This is a genomic window from Vibrio inusitatus (genome assembly GCA_024346935.1).
GTDB classification, from domain to species: Bacteria; Pseudomonadota; Gammaproteobacteria; order Enterobacterales; family Vibrionaceae; genus Vibrio; species Vibrio inusitatus.
Genome location: AP024879.1, coordinates 711628 through 727516, shown reverse-complemented (window position 1 = coordinate 727516; position 15889 = coordinate 711628). Strand labels below are relative to the sequence as shown.

The window sequence follows — 15889 nt, the reverse complement described above, 5'->3', positions numbered from 1 at the left end:
GACCGAAAATTAATCTAGGCTAGTAGTAGGGACAACACTATGTTGCAAAATGACAACAAGAGTAACTACATGATAGATCTAAATAAATTACAATACTTGTGTATTTCGATAGAGACGGGGAACCTCTCTTTAGCTGCAAAAAAGCTAGATATATCAAAGTCAGCTTTGAGCCGCTCTTTAGATCAATTGGAGATAAAAACAGGCTGTCAGCTATTAGAACGTTCACACAGTGGAGTGAAAGCCACACCGGATGGTTTAGAGATCTATCATTCGCTAAAAAACGCGTTGGATTCACTCACGAGTAGCTACAGCGTTGTAGAAAAGGCACTTAAAAATGACAAGATTAAGCTAAAGGTTGGGATTACAGATTATATTTATACGCACTATGTAACTTTGGAATTTATCGATGAGTTTCTTAAAAATCATCCAAATATTTCATTCTATTTTCATTTTACTAATTACTCTAAACAAGACTCTGAGTTGTTCGACATTTCCTTTTCTATTAGTCATAAAGATATCCAACATAAATTATTCTATGTGAATAAATCGTTGTATGCATCTAATGATTATTTGGAAGAATTTGGTGAACCACAAACGCCTTTAGATCTCGTTGAGCACAGAGTATTACATATGCAGACTGCACTGAGCCAAGATCATTGGACAATGTTTGACGGGTCAGAATGGGTAAACCTAAAAATTACCAAGAGTATAATAGCTAACCACCCTAAGATGTTGAAGGATTTGATGATTAAAGGAAATGGTGTGGCATCTTTACCGGACAGTATGATTGAGCCAGGTGAAAATATAAGAGAGATATTGTCACAATATCCTATCAAACCAAATTTCTTTGGTTATCGTTTAACTAGTAATAAGAATCAGGCTTATTACTGCCAACAATTTATAGATCAGTTGATTTGTTACTTTCAAAAAAATGACTTCCCACCAATAATAGGATGAGTGATTCGCAAGCTTGCCCAATCACTCTAGCTCTATACAGTTTCACTAAATCCACTTTTAAAGGTTATTGCATCGATCAAGGTTTGATTAAAATCTAAACTGCCAGCCATTGAAAATCATGACTGGCAACTCACTATGAAATTTAACCTTTTAACCTCCAGCCTTTTTGTTGGGCTTGTATTTAACACCTTGAATGCCTTTGCTGTAGAAACTAACGATACTCAAAAAATTCAAGACATGTCCGATCCCTTAGCGGTATACACTCAAGCTGGATTTGGTGTTACCGATAAAGGCTTAAACGTGAAAGTTGGTCGAGCTTATGACACGGGCAATGCAGATACCATGGCTATGAATATCATCGAAGTTAAAGGTTTTGCTGGCGAGACCTTGGGCTGGTCGGGATCTTCTGAGCGTGATGATTCAATCGATACAGTTCGGTTTCGCAACTTCCAAGTGAATAAAACTAATGGCAGGGGCAACCAGATTGATATGAACTACAACGTTGAGAACCAATCGTTGGATGCGTCGTATAGCTTCATTCAAGCACTACCAAAATTTGCGGGCTTACAGTTATACCCACTAGTTGGTGTCGGTGCTCGTGTTCAAAATGGCCACTTTACTGGAGATCAAATTGACCAAGTTTCAGATGGTGGTGTTGATCCAGAAGACCAATATATTGGCTACACCATTCCTGGTGTTTACGGCGTTATTGGCGGTTATACAAAGTACTCTATTACTGACAAATTGTGGCTTAACTATAATCCAATGTGGTTAACCCCAATTGCCGGTTCTGATACTTGGACAGATACTGATTCAGTTTTTACAAATGAATTTGTAGTCTCATATCAATTTACACCTCGCTTCAATATGCGTTATTTCGCTAACTGGGTTCATGACCAAAGTTATTTTGAGGGTGACCAACGAATAGAAGTGAACTTTCAATTCTAGTTTATTGATTTCAATTGAGAACTATTCTCGTCTCAAAACCCTTAGATTGTTTACGGTAAGCCTATGCACTTTAGAAGAGCGATCATTGCGATGTTGCTAACGTCTGTATGTGGCCATGCTTTGGCTACATCTTACACAGACCCCATAGATAACAAATTTGATATGGGGGATTACTTGGCTGAGAATGCCTATGGATTTCTTCCGGTCCCCATTTTAATAACGGAACCTGCTCTTGGGTATGGTGGCGGTATGATGGGTATTTTTCTTCATGAGTCTAATGCACAAAAAAAGAAGCGCAAACAATTGGCTATGGAGTCACTTGATGGTGGCGCACAGTTGCTGACACCTGCGATTACTGCTGTCGGTGCATTTGGTACGGAAAACGGGAGTTGGGGAGCGTTTGTAGGCCATAGACATACTTGGAATAAAGACAGCATTCGCTATTTAGGTGGCGCGTTTTATGGCGATATACACATGAACTTTTACTCGCCTTACGAAAAACTGGATTCATCTGGATTTGAGATGAGCATGCAAGGCGCAGGAGTCATGCAAAAATTACAGTTTCGCGTTGCAGGTACTCCCTTATTTTTGGGAGTGACACAAAAATTTGTCTCTCCAGATCTAGCTATTATGGATAAAGACCATGTTGAGGATGTCATTAGCAGTAGGCTTAACATGAGCCCCTCGGTGTCAGGACTAGGTGTGGTCGCGGAATTCGATACCCGTAATAGCTTTTTTTATCCAACCGCAGGGGGGGATTATAAGGCTCAGTATATGGTATTTGATGAGGCTATTGGCAGTGATTACAACTTCCAAACTGTGAATGCTGAAGGCGTACATTACTTTAGTCTCAGTGACACGTGGAATATTGCAGTGCAAGGGAAATACAACTCACTGTTTACCGATGAGCGACTATTGCCACCGCCAGCGTATCCAGATATCGAGCTTCGAGGTATCGCCCGAAATCGCTACCAAGGTAATGCTGCTGCATCCATTGAATCGCAATTGACCTACAACATTTCGACTCGATGGTCGACGTCAATTTTTGGTGGTTTGGGTTCGGCAACCGATGAAAGTAGCGACTTGTTTTCTTCTGAAAACCATTATGCCTATGGGGTTGGTTTTCGATACCTCATTGCACGTCGATATGGGCTACACGCTGGTATCGATATTGCCAAGAGTGAAGAAGACAATGCCTTATATTTTCAAGTAGGGACAGGGTTGTGATTTTGCAATTACTAGAGAAAGTACTTGCAAAGAAATATCGAATATATAGAAGGTAAACAGAATGAATGAACAACCACAAGACATCTATAAGTGCAGTGTTTGCCTGAAGGAAGTAAAAGTAACAAATAATAGTAACGGTACTCTTATTTGTTGCAAAAGAGAAATGCAAAACATCACTTTTGACCGTCTTGGCACCTTTAAATTGCAGTCTCTGAAGCAGAAGTCAGCACTGGTTCAGTTTCTTAATATCTTGAGTCAGCAAATGCCAAAAAATCAACAAGATAATAAGGCGGCTGTTGATGACTTAATTCAGAAAAACTCTAAAGTCGCCTTGCTCTTGGCGAAAGAAATAGCTGTCGAAAATCAAGGTTTTGACTTGAATAAACTACTGATGAACATTATTGATGATCTTTGGGTTTCAATATTAATTGATTATCCACAGTACATTGCACAAGCCAGCTTTGAATCTAAGCTAGAAATCAAGAAATTGCTTACAGATGCCTTTGAGCTAGATAGAAGGGCGCTTAATACTTTAGAAGCTATTTTGTATCGCAATGAGTCAACGCTTGAATTTGATGCAAGCTAATCTCGATTTCAGATAATAACTACGAATATATCTAATGTAGAAGGCTCATAATGCAACTCTCTGCATAGTTTAATAATTCTAAATATAAATTTTATATTTGTTCAATAGTTGTAAATCAGAGGTGAGGTTAATATTAATCCTATCAAACAACATATAGATATATAGGCACTATTATGAAAACAGTAACCACTCTTTTGCTTACATCGTTATTTTTGACTCCTATGGCTATGGCAGCGGGCCAAGCACAAAGCGTACAACAAACTTTGCCTACCATCACCTCCGCACAAGTTTCCACTCATAGTTTGATGACATACGATTCACATGGTGGTCGTATTGCGATTGAACACAGTTGCAAACAGCCATCTAAGTTTGGAATGTATGATTCTCACGGTGACCGTATTGATGAGGATCACAGTTGCAATTATCAAATCCTGAATACCAGAAGTGATAGTGGCTTTGCTTGGGTAAGCCCAGACGAAGAAAGAAACTCAGACTTTGCTTAGATTAGCGTATCTCACCGATTTCAGATGATGAGAGACATTCACTTTATGTTATCAAAGTAATCTAATTGGTGATATTTAATATGAAAATGGCAATGTTTATCTTTCAATAAATAGTCCCGAATTCAACCTCTACAAGCAAAATCGTCTTCTTAAAAGCGGTTTTGCTTTTTTATTGGCATTATTCTAAACACAACTCTGCGTTCTCGAGGTTATTAATCACCTAAAACGTTCAATTCTAGTGCTGGGATATCACTTTTAACACTCCATATCGTCGGTGACCTTAAGCATGAGGCGATAGTTCACTATTAGTTGGTTAATCCATTAAGATGATAGAAAAGCTACATTGTTTGCGTAGAAATACAAAGTAAAATATATCAATTGCACTAAGTAAGTGTTCAGAAATAGCTATTAAAGCACCAGGTAAATGTATTTATTCTATTGTTTCTTTTCACTCACTAAGGGTTTCAATGGCTCATATCAAACAGAACTACATAAATTGTATGTGTTCCATGGTTTGAACTAGGTTTGTGAGATGATTGCTAGAATACAAAGCAGAGAAAACCTACATATTTCTCAATGATTTAATGTGATGGAATAATCTACGGGGTAAGAATACGGGATGATATTTAAGTTGGTATATCGATAAACAGGGAAGGTACAGAGGATAAATCAGGTTAAATGGTATAAATTATTAAGGCTGAAAAATAAGATAAAGTTAGGAACACTGTTGCAAGTCCAAATTCTAGAGTTGGTGATATTCTAGGATCGTATTCTTCTAGAGATATTATTAGTGCTGCAATAACTCCGGATCCAGTAAGGCAACCAAGTATGCCAAACCCTAGGTGCAATAAAGCTAGATCGATGCTAGCGTAGAAGAAAATGACTTTACCCATAGTTATCACTTTGTTGAGTTATTTATAATTAGAGATACCATCGTAGTAGTGTTTTTATTGAAGGTATCTCTATAGTGAATTGAATGTGTATATCGCCGATTAATTATATTCAGTAACTTTTGCTACATACTCAATAGTATCGGACTTTCCAATATTACTTGAATACAAATCTACACTAAAGTAAGTAGGTTGGTCTCTATCAATCATTTTAGCGATAGTATTACTGACTTGCTCAGTGTTGATAGAACTATAGACATTAAATGTTCTTACTTTATTCAACTGCATTTCTTTTGCTTGTTGTTTTGTAACATAAATATCTTGTGAGAAAACTTCTTCTAGATTTGTCATCTTGTTGGTGAAGTTTTGATCTAATGGTGTTGCATTAGCAAATGCTCCTTGCGCAAAAATCGCGGTGGAACTAATAGCAAGTATAGGTAGAATATATTTTGAAATTTTCATTGTTATTCTTCTTCTGATGTTAAGTTTCTATTCAATGTATGGTCATGAAATTCTTTTTTTTCTTTGGTTTTCGTTTTATTTAGTTCATGATGTAAACCTTGCACTGCTTTAGAAACAGTTAGATTAAAGTCAGTACCTTCAAATTTAACAAAATACCATTTATGATCTAGGTGTGCTTTTACCTCTATATCAAACTGCTTGTAAGATTCATGATAAATAATCGAAATAGAGACTTCCGATATTCTTGGGTGATGATGAGATAATCGATGGATATCATGTTCACAGTGATCTTTCATTGCATCTGATAGTGTGATATGTCGAGTGTTGAAGCTAATGTTCATAATGATTTCCTTGTTTTGTTTTTTATAGATTTCTATTTAAATGGTCGTTAGTGATGTTTTTCGCTAGTGCTCGTTGAGAAAGCGCAAGTGTAGAAAGTAGTGCTACTGTTGTTAGTTTTAATTTATTGTTTTTCATAATATTATCTCTTCGATTAATGCATGATTTCTGTGTATTCGAGCTGTTCAATTCCGGCTTCAGTGCTGCTTACTGCTGTGTCTAATGCTCCTTCTTTACTGTCATAGGCCATGCATCCGCTATTTGGATTGCATACAACGGTATAGACTTCTTTTTTGCCACAACCTGATACACCGATTTGGTATTCAGGTACTTGTCTTTCATAAAGGTCAATGGTCTTGCTATTTAGTAACGTGGTTGATACTTCATTGCAGCTGAGTTCAAATACTCCTCTATTTTGTGCTGCTTGTGCAGCAGAAGGTTGATTCTTAAGAACAAATTCTGCCGTGGTTGTGCAACCAGTTAGCGTTACGATTGCAAGTACGCTTGCTAGTACCCATCTCATTCTCATTGCGAACCTCATAGTTAGTGAAAGCTGATATCGTGCTTGCTTAACAGTTCTTTAGAACGTTCGATTTCATCTTCATCAAGATCCATAACGACTAGATATTTATCGGTTTTGATTGCAGCTTCATATTTAATGACGCTGTCTTTTGGAATACCAACGCTCATCAATGCTCCGCCTAATGCGGTCATGCTGCCCGTAACCACTGCACCTTCAATAGCGCCAACTAAGGCTGAAACGAGCGGGCCAGCAACAACGAGAGCACCAAATGTTGGTATCCAAAACATACCTGAGCCAACTAGTGCGCCCCAAAGTCCACCCCAAAGAGCTCCTGACTTGCCCCAAGACTTAACGCGATCACCTGTGTTGTAAAAGCCGGTGGCGTGTTCTACTGATTGATAACCTTTACCGATAATTGAGATGTGATTAATGTCAAATCCATTGTCAGCGAGTGTTGCAACGGTTAGTTCGGCTTCTTTGTGTGTATCAATAACAGCAACAACTTTATTTTGTTTCATATGTATAGTTCCTTACTCAATAATCTCTAAAATTCTATGGGGTAATTTTAATTAATAGGAACTGACACAGCGATAGGGCATCTTTTAAAAGTGGATTAAATACGATTCATTCATTGATCGATGAGCAGAACTAAATCGGCACTTTAAATATAGTCAATTGTATGTTTATTAATTTATTTCATAATGGCAACAATAAACAGAGGCAAGCCTAGGTTTTAATTGTCAGATAAATAGAAACATACGAGCTAAATATGAAATATAAAAAATCTTATTTGATACTACTTGCTGGATTATATATGTCATCCAGTTTTGCAAATGTCATCGTTGATACAAAAGGTGTTGATAATGAAAAATACGATGCTGATATGTATGAGTGCCAACAACTCTCTCACCAAGTTCAAAGTAGCGATGTAGAAGATACCGGTCGCGCTGTTGTAGGCAGTACAGCAAGAGTTGCAGCGTTAGGCGCTGCAGGCACTGCTATTGCTGGCGGGCATGGGAGCGAAGGTGCAAAAATAGGCGCTGGTGTAGGCTTTGTTTCTGGCCTTCTCCATCATCGTGCTGAGGTTAATTATAGTAACCAAAAATATGCAACTGATGTCGATCAAGTAATGAATACATGTATGGTTGGTCGTGGTTACAAGGTTCTAAATTAGGAGAACTGTTTTGAATTTAATATTAGATTATGCCTCATTGGCTATATTGTTTTTGGTTTTACTTATCCTTATATTCGGATTGGTAGTTATTCATGATATTCCATATGAAATAGCAAAGAAAAGAAATCATCCCCATGCAGACGCTATTCATGTGGCTGGCTGGATAAGTTTATTCTTCTTGCATGTATTATGGCCATTCCTATGGATATGGGCGACGATGTATGACGGAGAGAAAAATAATTGGCTGGGTGCAGGTCCTTCAGTTTCTAAATCAGAATACGACGACCTGTTATCAAGAATTACTGAACTTGAACAGTCAGGCGGGAGAGAATAATGGAAACGTTAATTACATTAAGTTACATCGCACTGTGTGTCATTACCTTTAAAGTGTTCAAAGTGCCTAGAAACAAATGGACCATTACAACCGCCTCGGTCATTGGGATGTTTCTTGTCGGTTGGATTTTTCTGTATATGGCGATGTATCAACCCGTGTCGAGAATGGCAAGACTCTACAGTGTAACTACGCCAATTACCTCTCAAGTTGAAGGTGTCATTACCGATGTTTTTGTCAAAGGAAATCAACAGCTTAAAGCGGGAGATCCTTTGTATCAAATCGATGCAACGCCATTTAAGGACAAAGTAGAACGAATTGAAGGGGATATTAAACGAACCCAATCGGCAGTGAGCTTTTATAAGAAAGAGCTAGCTCGCTATAAAAAGCTAGGCAGCAGAGGATTCTCATCACAAGAAGATGTTGATGAAGTTAATACTCAGCTATTAGAGCAAAAAGCAAATTTAAGTAAGTATAATTCTGAGTTAGATCTAGCTAAGTTTAACTTGAGCAAAACAACGGTTACTGCACCGACTGATGGTTATGTTACTCAGGTCGCTTTAAGACCAGGAATGAAAAGTCGTATTGTACCGTTTCAAGGTAACCTAACGTTCGTTCATAAAGAAGACAAACAGCTGTTTGCCGCGTTTAAGCAAGCACCAGCACGCTATGTTAAAGAAGGTTACCCTGCAGAGGTGACATTCCAAACTATACCAGGCCATGCCTATGAAGCGCATGTAGTTCAAGTCAATGACATATTTGCACAGGGAGCTGCAACGCCATCAGGAATGATGACATATGCAGAAAAAATCCCTGCGGGTGGTCGAATTCTAGTCAAGGTTGAGCTTGACCATCCGGAGTTGCTAGATAACATGCCTGTCCCTGCGGGTACTGATGCTCATGTTGCGGTTTATTCACCAAAATGGGAAATGTTTAGCGTTGTACGTAAAGTAATCTTGAGAATGCAAAGTTGGCAAAACTGGGTATTTGAAGGTTAATATCATAGGAGCCTTAGGGCTCCTTTTTCACCATGGAGTTTTGCAATGAAATTAAGTACGAAACAGCAAGGGGTTCTTAAAGGAATGGTTGCTGCTATGGTCATTGCCATTATCGTTATTGCAGGCGCAATTTATTTTAATCCTCTGGGGAATGAGCCCAGTAGCTCCCTTACTGCGCGAGTTAGAGCGTTAGGCCTGTCATTAATGTTGCCATCATTTTGTGTGATGATTTTTATTGGAGCACTCGCTAAACATCGTTTTTTTTCACCAGAAGACATCGATGGTAGTGGATTAACATCTGGAACCAAAGACGCAATCTTATTACAAAGTATTTTGCAAAATACACTAGAACAATGTGTTCTGGCGTTTGGCATTTATACGGCATGGTGCTTACTGATGCCGATTGAGTGGTTATCAGCAAGTATCGCTTGTTCGTTGCTGTTTGCAGTTGGAAGGATTGCTTTTAAGTTTGGATATGCGAAGGGAGCGCCTTCTCGTGCTTTTGGCTTTGCAGTTACGTTTTACTCTTCTGTTGTACTTTATCTTATTCTCTTCGGCTACTTGTTGCTGTCCTAGGCAACGTTAATTCGGCAAGCAAGTCAGTGTTCACTTGCTTGCCGAAATACTCAGCATTCTATGTCTTGTGCTAACTTTTTAATGAATTCCCTTAGCCATTCGTGCCCTTTATCTCGTTTCTGAGATTGATGCCAGGTCATATATATCGGTACCTTCTTTGCTTCAAATGGCAAAGGAAATACGTTTAAATTCATTTTGCTGGCTAGTTTATCGGCATGCCATTTCCCGCAAACACCTAACCAATCAGTTTCTGAAATTAAGTGCATTCCCGTTAACAATGAGCCTGTAGAGTAGGCGATCATTCTTGTGGGCAGTTGTCCTTCCATAGCAACTGAATCAAGTGTATTCGTGCTTAGTCTTTGTGTTTTCCACGTGACGTGTTGAGCTTGCATATAATCATCGAACGTCAATGATTGCTGGATACTTGGATGGTCTTTACTCGCTACAACGACACCCTCCAACTCAAATAACAATTCGTTGTGATAGCCTTTGTCAGAGAGCGGTACAGTGGCCAAAATAATATCTACTCGTCGTCGGCGTAGATCATCTTGTCGGTCTGTTTCGTTAAGATGTTCAACGTCAGCTTGTATTACTACGTGAGGAGCAACTTCCTTTTTATAACGGGTGATTGCTGGTACTAGGATTACATCGATATCTTTATGGCTAGAAATACGAAAGGTTCGTTGGCTCTTAGAAGGTACAAAATCTTGTCGTGATTTAGAGCCATTTAACAGAAAGCTTAAAGGTTCTTGTATTTCACTGTGCAATTCCACAGCGAAGCTTGTGGGAACAATACCTCTACCTTGTCTAATAAATAATGGGTCTTGGTACTGATCTCGCAGGCGATTTAACGCATGGCTTACCGCAGGGGCTGTGATATTCAGTACCTCAGCCGCTTCGTTAACACTTTTGGACTTCATTACGGCATCAAATGTCTTTAACAGATTAAGATCCATAGCTTTTCTCGTTATTCATCGTCATCTAATCATAGTGCAATACTATGGTGATGAGAGTCAATTTAGGCGTTGGGTTTAAGGGGAGGAGGGGATTTTGTGTTAATACCAACCACACTAAGTAAGTGATCAGAAATAGCGCAGGGAAAATGCTTGAGAACAAGGCAGAATTCTTCGATAAGTAGTTATTCTACAATGAGAAATTCTGATGCCGCTATCGAGCATTTTAACAAGCTAGAGTAACCAGTTATTTAGTACGATTGGTATAAGTATTGACGGCTAATGAGTGAATGCTAAAAAAGGCAGGCTTGGCGTATCGTCAAGCCTCAGATAAAGGAATTGAAGTGTGGGTTCTGATGAGGCTAGCGCTTGATTTCACCCATCATGCACATGCCATATGGCTGGCCTACTGATTGACAATGTTCAACCCATCGTGTTGGCCAAAAAATGCGACTTGATGTACCGACTTGAATGCACGTCATCTCAGTGCCTTTGTAATTCGTCGTTTTACCTACCGCCATAGATTCATCTTTAGAAATATAACAGTGTGGTTGCAACTCATTTTTATCGGCCAGTTGGTATACCCAGTTATCCTCACGAGGACCATTAAATGCATCATAGTAGGGTGCGTTCATTTCGGTAACCACCGAGACTTCGCTTGGCGATGCCTGAAGCGGTCCTTCAGCTGCAGTGGCATTGAAGCAAAATAGGGGCAGTAAAAGTGCAATAACGAATGATTTCAAATATCTTAATCGGCTCATATCAGTGTTCACTATTTAATTTTATTCTGAAATTTAGTTAACAATTCCGTGTAGGCAGATTCCGGCGCTATGGGTTTAAGCTCTTCCATACAGGTCATTGCAGCGGGATTATCTGTATCGATGTATACATCGCATAGAGCATACAGTTGTTCTGAGGAGTTTGATAACTGGTACGCATGCTCGAAAAGCGGCACTGATTTTTCTAGGTCAAAACCTTTTTGTATTACAGCATATAGGTACCAGTAGTAACTATTAGTTTCTGCTAAAATCGCTGCGGACTTAATATCATCAAGCGCTTGTTTTTTGTTGCCTTGGCGCACCAAGGTCAATGCCTTCGCATAGTAAAGTTGCGAAGCGTTAGGATTTACTTTGATGCCTTTTTCTAGTGTGTTTAGCGTGTTTTCATTGTCATTTTTTAGTCGATAAGATTCGGATAAACCCACCCAAACAGCCTGGTTCTCAGGAACCGTTTCTATCAGGGAATTATATTCGACGATCGCTTTATCGATCTGACCCGTTAGTCGATATACCTCAGCCAGTTTGAACTGCGAGAAAGTATCCTCTCTGGTTAAGTAGTGTTGCTCCAGATCTGGAATATATTTATTCAGCTCTGACTTCATTGGCGTCGTTAATTGCGGGTACCCTTTGACCAAGCTATAGGCTGCTGCTTGGCTTAGTAGCGGTTTAGCACTGCCTAAAAATGGAGACACCAATTCCCAGCGATAATTAATAGCTAGTCCATGACTCCCTATAATCGCAGCCTGCTGAATTAACTCGTTATTCTCTTTCAGCGAGCGAGCTATGGCAATTAATGCATTTTGTGAGGGTACCGTGCGCAGCGATTCTAACGCAGTTACTCGCTCTTGAATGGTTTGTGCTTTGTCTTGAGCAATATAAGCCGGGTCGTTTTGGTTTGGCGTAAAATGCGTCGGTGGTTGCTCATTAGCCAACACGGAAAACGACAGTAAGCTTGCGATGATGGTAGCTAGTAGTTGTGTCTTCATGCGTTATTTACCGGCAGTATTTGTTTTTCGGTTAGGATCTTATCGCTGTGTTTACCATGGGCAACAGGCAAGCCAAGTTGTCTTAAAGTGAATGCAAAACCTGCATCCGCATGTTTGTAGAATTTGTTCCATCCAGCACAAAGGTAGTTCAGACCATCTTCACCATCGCGAGTTTTAATAAAGCGATTTTTAGGACACTCACCAAAACAAGCGAATTTGTAGTCACACTCTTGGCACTGCTTTGGTAATGACTTAGATTTTGCCGTACCAAATTGTTGCTGTTTCGGTGATAGTGCCATTTTTTCTAAAGCGGTCTCTGCGATGTTGCCAATCTTATATTCAGGATAAACGTAGTGATCACAGGTGTAGACATCGCCATTAGGCTCCATAGCTAGACCTTTGCCACACATTTCACCAAGAGTACAAAGAGGGTTTCGGTTGCCCATCCACGCCTCAAGGAAAGCTTCAAAGTACTGAACAAATACGGTACCAACATCATTACAGATCCACTCGTTAAACACCGTGATCAAGAAGTTGCCCCAAGCATGGTCAGAAACACAGAAGGGTTCTACGACAGAGTCCTTGTGACCTGGGATAAGTCGTTTGTCGCCCTGCATTAATCGATCGCTAATATCCCAAGTGTTAGGTGCGGTTTCCCTGAATGTTTTCATTTCTACAATTGGAATGAATTGCATTTGAGGCGATTTCACTACGTCTCTTAGAAAACGATATACTTCTAATGGATTGCGGCTTGTTAGATTGTTCACACACGTTAAAGTGGCGAACTTCACTTCATGCTTATGCAGTAGATCAACCGCTCTCATGACTTGCTTAAATGTGCCACGACCTGCTTTATTTGTGCGATAAGTATTGTGAAGAAGTTCTGGACCATCGATGCTTAACCCAACAAGAAAGTTGTTTTTCTTTAGAAATTCACACCATTGATCATTTAACAAAGTGCCATTAGTTTGCAAATCATTAGAGATGGTAACGCCTTCAGGCTGGTATTTTCTCTGAAGTTCAACGACTTTCTCAAAATATGAAATACCCAGCATAGTTGCTTCACCACCCTGCCAAGAAAAGATGATTTGAAGTGAATTTTGGCCTTCAATATAATCACGAACAAATTTTTCTAATTTTTGGTCATCTAGTTGCGGAGTACAACCTTTCTTATATTCGAGTAGGTTTTCCTTACTTAAATAATAACAATAATCGCAATCTAGATTGCACGCTGCGCCAATAGGTTTTGCCATCACGTGCATGCGTTTAGATGCTTTAGAATTAAACTGAGGACCGGCATGGATTACTGAATTGATATCGCTCATAAATCACTATTCTCTTGTTCGTGTTGCTGCATTTCTGTCTTGATGCGTACTATACGGTAGGTGCGTTTATTCATCGAATAGCGGTATTAAAATCTGGATTAAATAAAACTAATTTGAGAGTAAAGTGTATTAAATCATGAGCTTAATTGGCTGATTAGCTTAATTTTTTGTTTATCTGTAAGGTTTCCACTTTCAATAAGGATCTTTATTGATTGATATACAGAACTATCAGCCTGCGTTGGGGTGGGTGTGGAGTCCATAGTCTTGCTTTGCTTTGACATTATTGGCTGGGAAGCTTGGCTCATTTGATTGCTTTGATAATCAGGCGAGATCATTTGGCTCTCTCCTTGAGACATCTGCTGCGCCGTTTGTTCATATTGTTCAAAGCGTGTGATGTTTTCCATTACTGCACTATTGGCGTCATTTGTCGCAGCAGCATGTGCACAAGATGAAGCAACTAAAAGAATAAGTAGGATTGTTTTTTTCATGATGTTCTCCAAAAAGAAGGGTGAATTATCATTCACCCTTAAAGTTATTGGTCGTGTTTATTTCGCTGCTTGGGTTTGAGAGCCGCCAGCGCCTAGGCCAAAGTTTTTGTAAACCATTTCACTTGCACCAGCCATTGTGAATGAACCTGGACGTTGTGATGGTGGATAATCTTTGTATGTCATTAGGTGTTCTTTAACCAAGGCGTTAGCTTTGTAGAATACGAAGACATTATCGATTTCCCAGTTCCAATAACCATTTGCGTTTTGATCAGCACGCTCAAATGGGTCTTGGCGAAGGTTAAAGATCTTAGGTAGACGCAACCATGTGAACGGTTCAGCCCATAGAGCCATAGTTTTCGCACGTTGTTCACCGTAAACGACTTTCCAATCAGTGCTGTGGTTTTTGCCGCCGCCAATGTAGTTGTCTTGTGAGTAACGCATTGCGACAATTTGTGCGTCAGCGTTGTAAAGCATGATGCTCTTACGTGGTGTTTCTTTAGTACGACCGGCTAGGTAATCGTCCATGTTGTAGCCATCAAGATGGATTTTGAACTCTTTGTTGTTGGCTTTAAAACCACCTTTTAATAATTGATCCTTAATATTTGGATTACCTGCTACACCTACAAATGTTGGTAGCCAATCAAGACCTGAAACCATACCGTTTAGTACACGGCCACCGTCCCAGTGACCTGCAGGCCAACGAACAAAGGTTGGTACGCGATAAGCGCCTTCCCAGTTAGTTTCTTTTTCTGCACGGAATGGAGTGATAGCACCATCTGGCCAAGCGTTATAGTGTGGGCCGTTATCTGTACCGTACATAACAATGGTATTGTCTTTTAGATTATGTGAATCGATGTAATCTAGAAGTTGACCCACATTTCTGTCGTGAGACATCATTGCATCGTTATAAAAACCCTGCCCTGATAGGCCGCGGTCTTTTGGATTCAAGTGCGTCTTAAAGTGCATTTTGGACGAGTTCCACCAAACAAAGAATGGTTTGTGCGCCGCTTGAGCTTTATCCATAAACTTGATTGCGTGTGCAGTTACATCATCATCTATGGTTTCCATACGCTTACTGGTTAATGGACCAGTGTCTTTGATTGAACCATCAGCAAAAGAGTGAATAACACCACGAGGGCCAAATTGTTCGTGGAATTTAGGATCTTTTGGATAAAAATCATGTTCAGGTTCTTCCATGGCATCTAAATGGTAGAGGAAGCCATAGAACTCATCAAAACCGTGATTGGTTGGTAAATCTTTATCTTTATCACCAAGGTGGTTTTTGCCAAATTGACCTGTCATATAGCCCATATCTTTTAGAGCTTCGGCTATGGTCATATCGTCAGCTGCGATGCCTTGTGGAGCACCAGGTAGACCCACTTTTGTCATACCGGTACGAAGACCGTCTTGACCTGTAATAAATGCACTGCGACCAGCAGTACATGACTGCTCTCCGTAGTAATCAGTAAACGCAACACCTTCGTTGGCAATTCTGTCAATGTTTTTGGTTTCATAGCCCATCAGGCCACGATTCCAATAACTAATGTTCCACATACCAATGTCATCTCCCCACATCACTAGGATATTAGGTTTCTCTGTTGGTACTTTTGGAGCCGCATGTGCTGCGGTTGAGCTGACTGAAGTCAATGCTGATAGAGCAAGCATTGCTGAGGTCAGTAGTGTTTTTTTACTAGGTATATTCATGTATTTCACCAGTATTTGTATTGATGTTTTGAACTGGGGAGAATATTAATGGATATGTTTTTTTTAAAAAGACATACATATTTAAATGTAAATTAAATGAAATTCAATCATTGGAATATGTAGAGAATAGAGTTTAAAAA

The 15889-nt window shown here is 39.6% G+C and carries 19 protein-coding genes; 9 read left to right on the top strand and 10 right to left on the bottom strand.

Features of this window, described 5'->3' with window-relative positions:
* Positions 1–39 precede the first annotated feature (39 nt).
* The 5 genes from OCU48_RS16315 to OCU48_RS16295 all read left to right on the top strand — a co-directional run bounded on the left by OCU48_RS16315 (position 40) and on the right by OCU48_RS16295 (position 4221).
* The gene (locus OCU48_RS16315) at positions 40–957 is read left to right on the top strand and encodes a LysR family transcriptional regulator (RefSeq protein ID WP_141346722.1); all 918 of its coding nucleotides are present in this window, start codon (positions 40–42) and stop codon (positions 955–957) included.
* 135 nt (positions 958–1092) lie between these two features.
* Positions 1093–1905: a hypothetical protein gene (locus OCU48_RS16310; protein WP_141346721.1), complete on the top strand. Its 813-nt coding sequence runs from the start codon at positions 1093–1095 to the stop codon at positions 1903–1905.
* Between the two features lie 63 nt (positions 1906–1968).
* Positions 1969–3132, top strand: a complete 1164-nt coding sequence (locus OCU48_RS16305; protein ID WP_141346720.1) for a BamA/TamA family outer membrane protein — start codon at positions 1969–1971, stop codon at positions 3130–3132.
* A 61-nt stretch (positions 3133–3193) separates the two neighbouring features.
* Entirely contained in the window at positions 3194–3718 is a 525-nt protein-coding gene (locus tag OCU48_RS16300; protein ID WP_141346719.1) for a hypothetical protein, read from the top strand.
* Positions 3719–3891: 173 nt separating this feature from the next.
* Complete coding sequence (locus OCU48_RS16295; protein WP_141346718.1) at positions 3892–4221, top strand: hypothetical protein; 330 nt, start codon at positions 3892–3894, stop codon at positions 4219–4221.
* Between the two features lie 992 nt (positions 4222–5213).
* On the opposite strand, the gene OCU48_RS16290 is transcribed toward OCU48_RS16295, so the two are convergent.
* The 4 genes from OCU48_RS16290 to OCU48_RS16275 form a co-directional block, all read right to left on the bottom strand.
* The gene (locus OCU48_RS16290) at positions 5214–5573 is read right to left on the bottom strand and encodes a hypothetical protein (RefSeq protein WP_141346717.1); all 360 of its coding nucleotides are present in this window, start codon (positions 5571–5573) and stop codon (positions 5214–5216) included.
* Between the two features lie 2 nt (positions 5574–5575).
* Positions 5576–5914, bottom strand: a complete 339-nt coding sequence (gene hpf, locus OCU48_RS16285) for a ribosome hibernation-promoting factor, HPF/YfiA family (RefSeq protein ID WP_141346716.1) — start codon at positions 5912–5914, stop codon at positions 5576–5578.
* Between the two features lie 152 nt (positions 5915–6066).
* Positions 6067–6441, bottom strand: coding sequence for a hypothetical protein (locus OCU48_RS16280; protein WP_141346715.1), 375 nt, complete (start codon positions 6439–6441; stop codon positions 6067–6069).
* A 14-nt stretch (positions 6442–6455) separates the two neighbouring features.
* The gene (locus OCU48_RS16275; protein ID WP_141346714.1) at positions 6456–6953 is read right to left on the bottom strand and encodes a general stress protein; all 498 of its coding nucleotides are present in this window, start codon (positions 6951–6953) and stop codon (positions 6456–6458) included.
* 251 nt (positions 6954–7204) lie between these two features.
* Here OCU48_RS16275 and OCU48_RS16270 point away from each other — a divergent pair, with 251 nt between their 5' ends.
* Genes OCU48_RS16270 through OCU48_RS16255 form a run of 4 tightly spaced genes read left to right on the top strand, consistent with a single transcriptional unit; the run spans position 7205 to position 9514 of the window.
* Positions 7205–7609 carry a glycine zipper family protein gene (locus OCU48_RS16270; RefSeq protein ID WP_141346713.1) on the top strand — a complete coding sequence of 135 codons (405 nt, stop codon included), beginning with the start codon at positions 7205–7207 and terminating at the stop codon, positions 7607–7609.
* Between the two features lie 10 nt (positions 7610–7619).
* Complete coding sequence (locus OCU48_RS16265) at positions 7620–7943, top strand: DUF3302 domain-containing protein (protein WP_141346712.1); 324 nt, start codon at positions 7620–7622, stop codon at positions 7941–7943.
* Positions 7943–8938: an HlyD family secretion protein gene (locus OCU48_RS16260; protein ID WP_141346711.1), complete on the top strand. Its 996-nt coding sequence runs from the start codon at positions 7943–7945 to the stop codon at positions 8936–8938. The genes OCU48_RS16265 and OCU48_RS16260 overlap by 1 nt, the downstream gene beginning before the upstream one ends.
* 45 nt (positions 8939–8983) lie before the next feature.
* Positions 8984–9514: an MAPEG family protein gene (locus OCU48_RS16255; protein WP_141346710.1), complete on the top strand. Its 531-nt coding sequence runs from the start codon at positions 8984–8986 to the stop codon at positions 9512–9514.
* Positions 9515–9564: 50 nt separating this feature from the next.
* On the opposite strand, the gene OCU48_RS16250 is transcribed toward OCU48_RS16255, so the two are convergent.
* From OCU48_RS16250 to OCU48_RS16225, 6 genes are all read right to left on the bottom strand, one after another.
* Positions 9565–10470, bottom strand: coding sequence for a LysR substrate-binding domain-containing protein (locus OCU48_RS16250; protein ID WP_141346709.1), 906 nt, complete (start codon positions 10468–10470; stop codon positions 9565–9567).
* A 359-nt stretch (positions 10471–10829) separates the two neighbouring features.
* The gene (locus OCU48_RS16245) at positions 10830–11228 is read right to left on the bottom strand and encodes a hypothetical protein (RefSeq protein WP_141346708.1); all 399 of its coding nucleotides are present in this window, start codon (positions 11226–11228) and stop codon (positions 10830–10832) included.
* Positions 11229–11239: 11 nt separating this feature from the next.
* Positions 11240–12232, bottom strand: a complete 993-nt coding sequence (locus OCU48_RS16240; RefSeq protein ID WP_141346707.1) for a tetratricopeptide repeat protein — start codon at positions 12230–12232, stop codon at positions 11240–11242.
* Positions 12229–13557 (bottom strand): anaerobic sulfatase maturase, encoded by a 1329-nt coding sequence (locus OCU48_RS16235; protein WP_141346706.1) that lies wholly within the window; start codon positions 13555–13557, stop codon positions 12229–12231. The genes OCU48_RS16240 and OCU48_RS16235 overlap by 4 nt, the downstream gene beginning before the upstream one ends.
* Positions 13558–13691: 134 nt before the next feature.
* Positions 13692–14045, bottom strand: coding sequence for a hypothetical protein (locus tag OCU48_RS16230; RefSeq protein WP_141346705.1), 354 nt, complete (start codon positions 14043–14045; stop codon positions 13692–13694).
* Between the two features lie 57 nt (positions 14046–14102).
* Positions 14103–15749, bottom strand: coding sequence for an arylsulfatase (locus OCU48_RS16225; protein ID WP_141346704.1), 1647 nt, complete (start codon positions 15747–15749; stop codon positions 14103–14105).
* Positions 15750–15889: the final 140 nt, after the last annotated feature.

Bases quoted from the DNA above. Each gene is read 5' to 3' on its own strand.
- OCU48_RS16300 (WP_141346719.1), top strand. From the start codon at position 3,194: ATGAATGAACAACCACAAGACATCTATAAGTGCAGTGTTTGCCTGAAG.
- OCU48_RS16240 (WP_141346707.1), bottom strand. From the start codon at position 12,232: ATGAAGACACAACTACTAGCTACCATCATCGCAAGCTTACTGTCGTTT.
- OCU48_RS16310 (WP_141346721.1), top strand. From the start codon at position 1,093: ATGAAATTTAACCTTTTAACCTCCAGCCTTTTTGTTGGGCTTGTATTT.
- OCU48_RS16315 (WP_141346722.1), top strand. From the start codon at position 40: ATGTTGCAAAATGACAACAAGAGTAACTACATGATAGATCTAAATAAA.
- OCU48_RS16235 (WP_141346706.1), bottom strand. From the start codon at position 13,557: ATGAGCGATATCAATTCAGTAATCCATGCCGGTCCTCAGTTTAATTCT.
- OCU48_RS16250 (WP_141346709.1), bottom strand. From the start codon at position 10,470: ATGGATCTTAATCTGTTAAAGACATTTGATGCCGTAATGAAGTCCAAA.
- OCU48_RS16275 (WP_141346714.1), bottom strand. From the start codon at position 6,953: ATGAAACAAAATAAAGTTGTTGCTGTTATTGATACACACAAAGAAGCC.
- OCU48_RS16290 (WP_141346717.1), bottom strand. From the start codon at position 5,573: ATGAAAATTTCAAAATATATTCTACCTATACTTGCTATTAGTTCCACC.
- OCU48_RS16280 (WP_141346715.1), bottom strand. From the start codon at position 6,441: ATGAGAATGAGATGGGTACTAGCAAGCGTACTTGCAATCGTAACGCTA.
- OCU48_RS16295 (WP_141346718.1), top strand. From the start codon at position 3,892: ATGAAAACAGTAACCACTCTTTTGCTTACATCGTTATTTTTGACTCCT.
- OCU48_RS16230 (WP_141346705.1), bottom strand. From the start codon at position 14,045: ATGAAAAAAACAATCCTACTTATTCTTTTAGTTGCTTCATCTTGTGCA.
- OCU48_RS16245 (WP_141346708.1), bottom strand. From the start codon at position 11,228: ATGAGCCGATTAAGATATTTGAAATCATTCGTTATTGCACTTTTACTG.
- OCU48_RS16270 (WP_141346713.1), top strand. From the start codon at position 7,205: ATGAAATATAAAAAATCTTATTTGATACTACTTGCTGGATTATATATG.
- OCU48_RS16260 (WP_141346711.1), top strand. From the start codon at position 7,943: ATGGAAACGTTAATTACATTAAGTTACATCGCACTGTGTGTCATTACC.
- OCU48_RS16255 (WP_141346710.1), top strand. From the start codon at position 8,984: ATGAAATTAAGTACGAAACAGCAAGGGGTTCTTAAAGGAATGGTTGCT.
- hpf (WP_141346716.1), bottom strand. From the start codon at position 5,914: ATGAACATTAGCTTCAACACTCGACATATCACACTATCAGATGCAATG.
- OCU48_RS16305 (WP_141346720.1), top strand. From the start codon at position 1,969: ATGCACTTTAGAAGAGCGATCATTGCGATGTTGCTAACGTCTGTATGT.
- OCU48_RS16225 (WP_141346704.1), bottom strand. From the start codon at position 15,749: ATGAATATACCTAGTAAAAAAACACTACTGACCTCAGCAATGCTTGCT.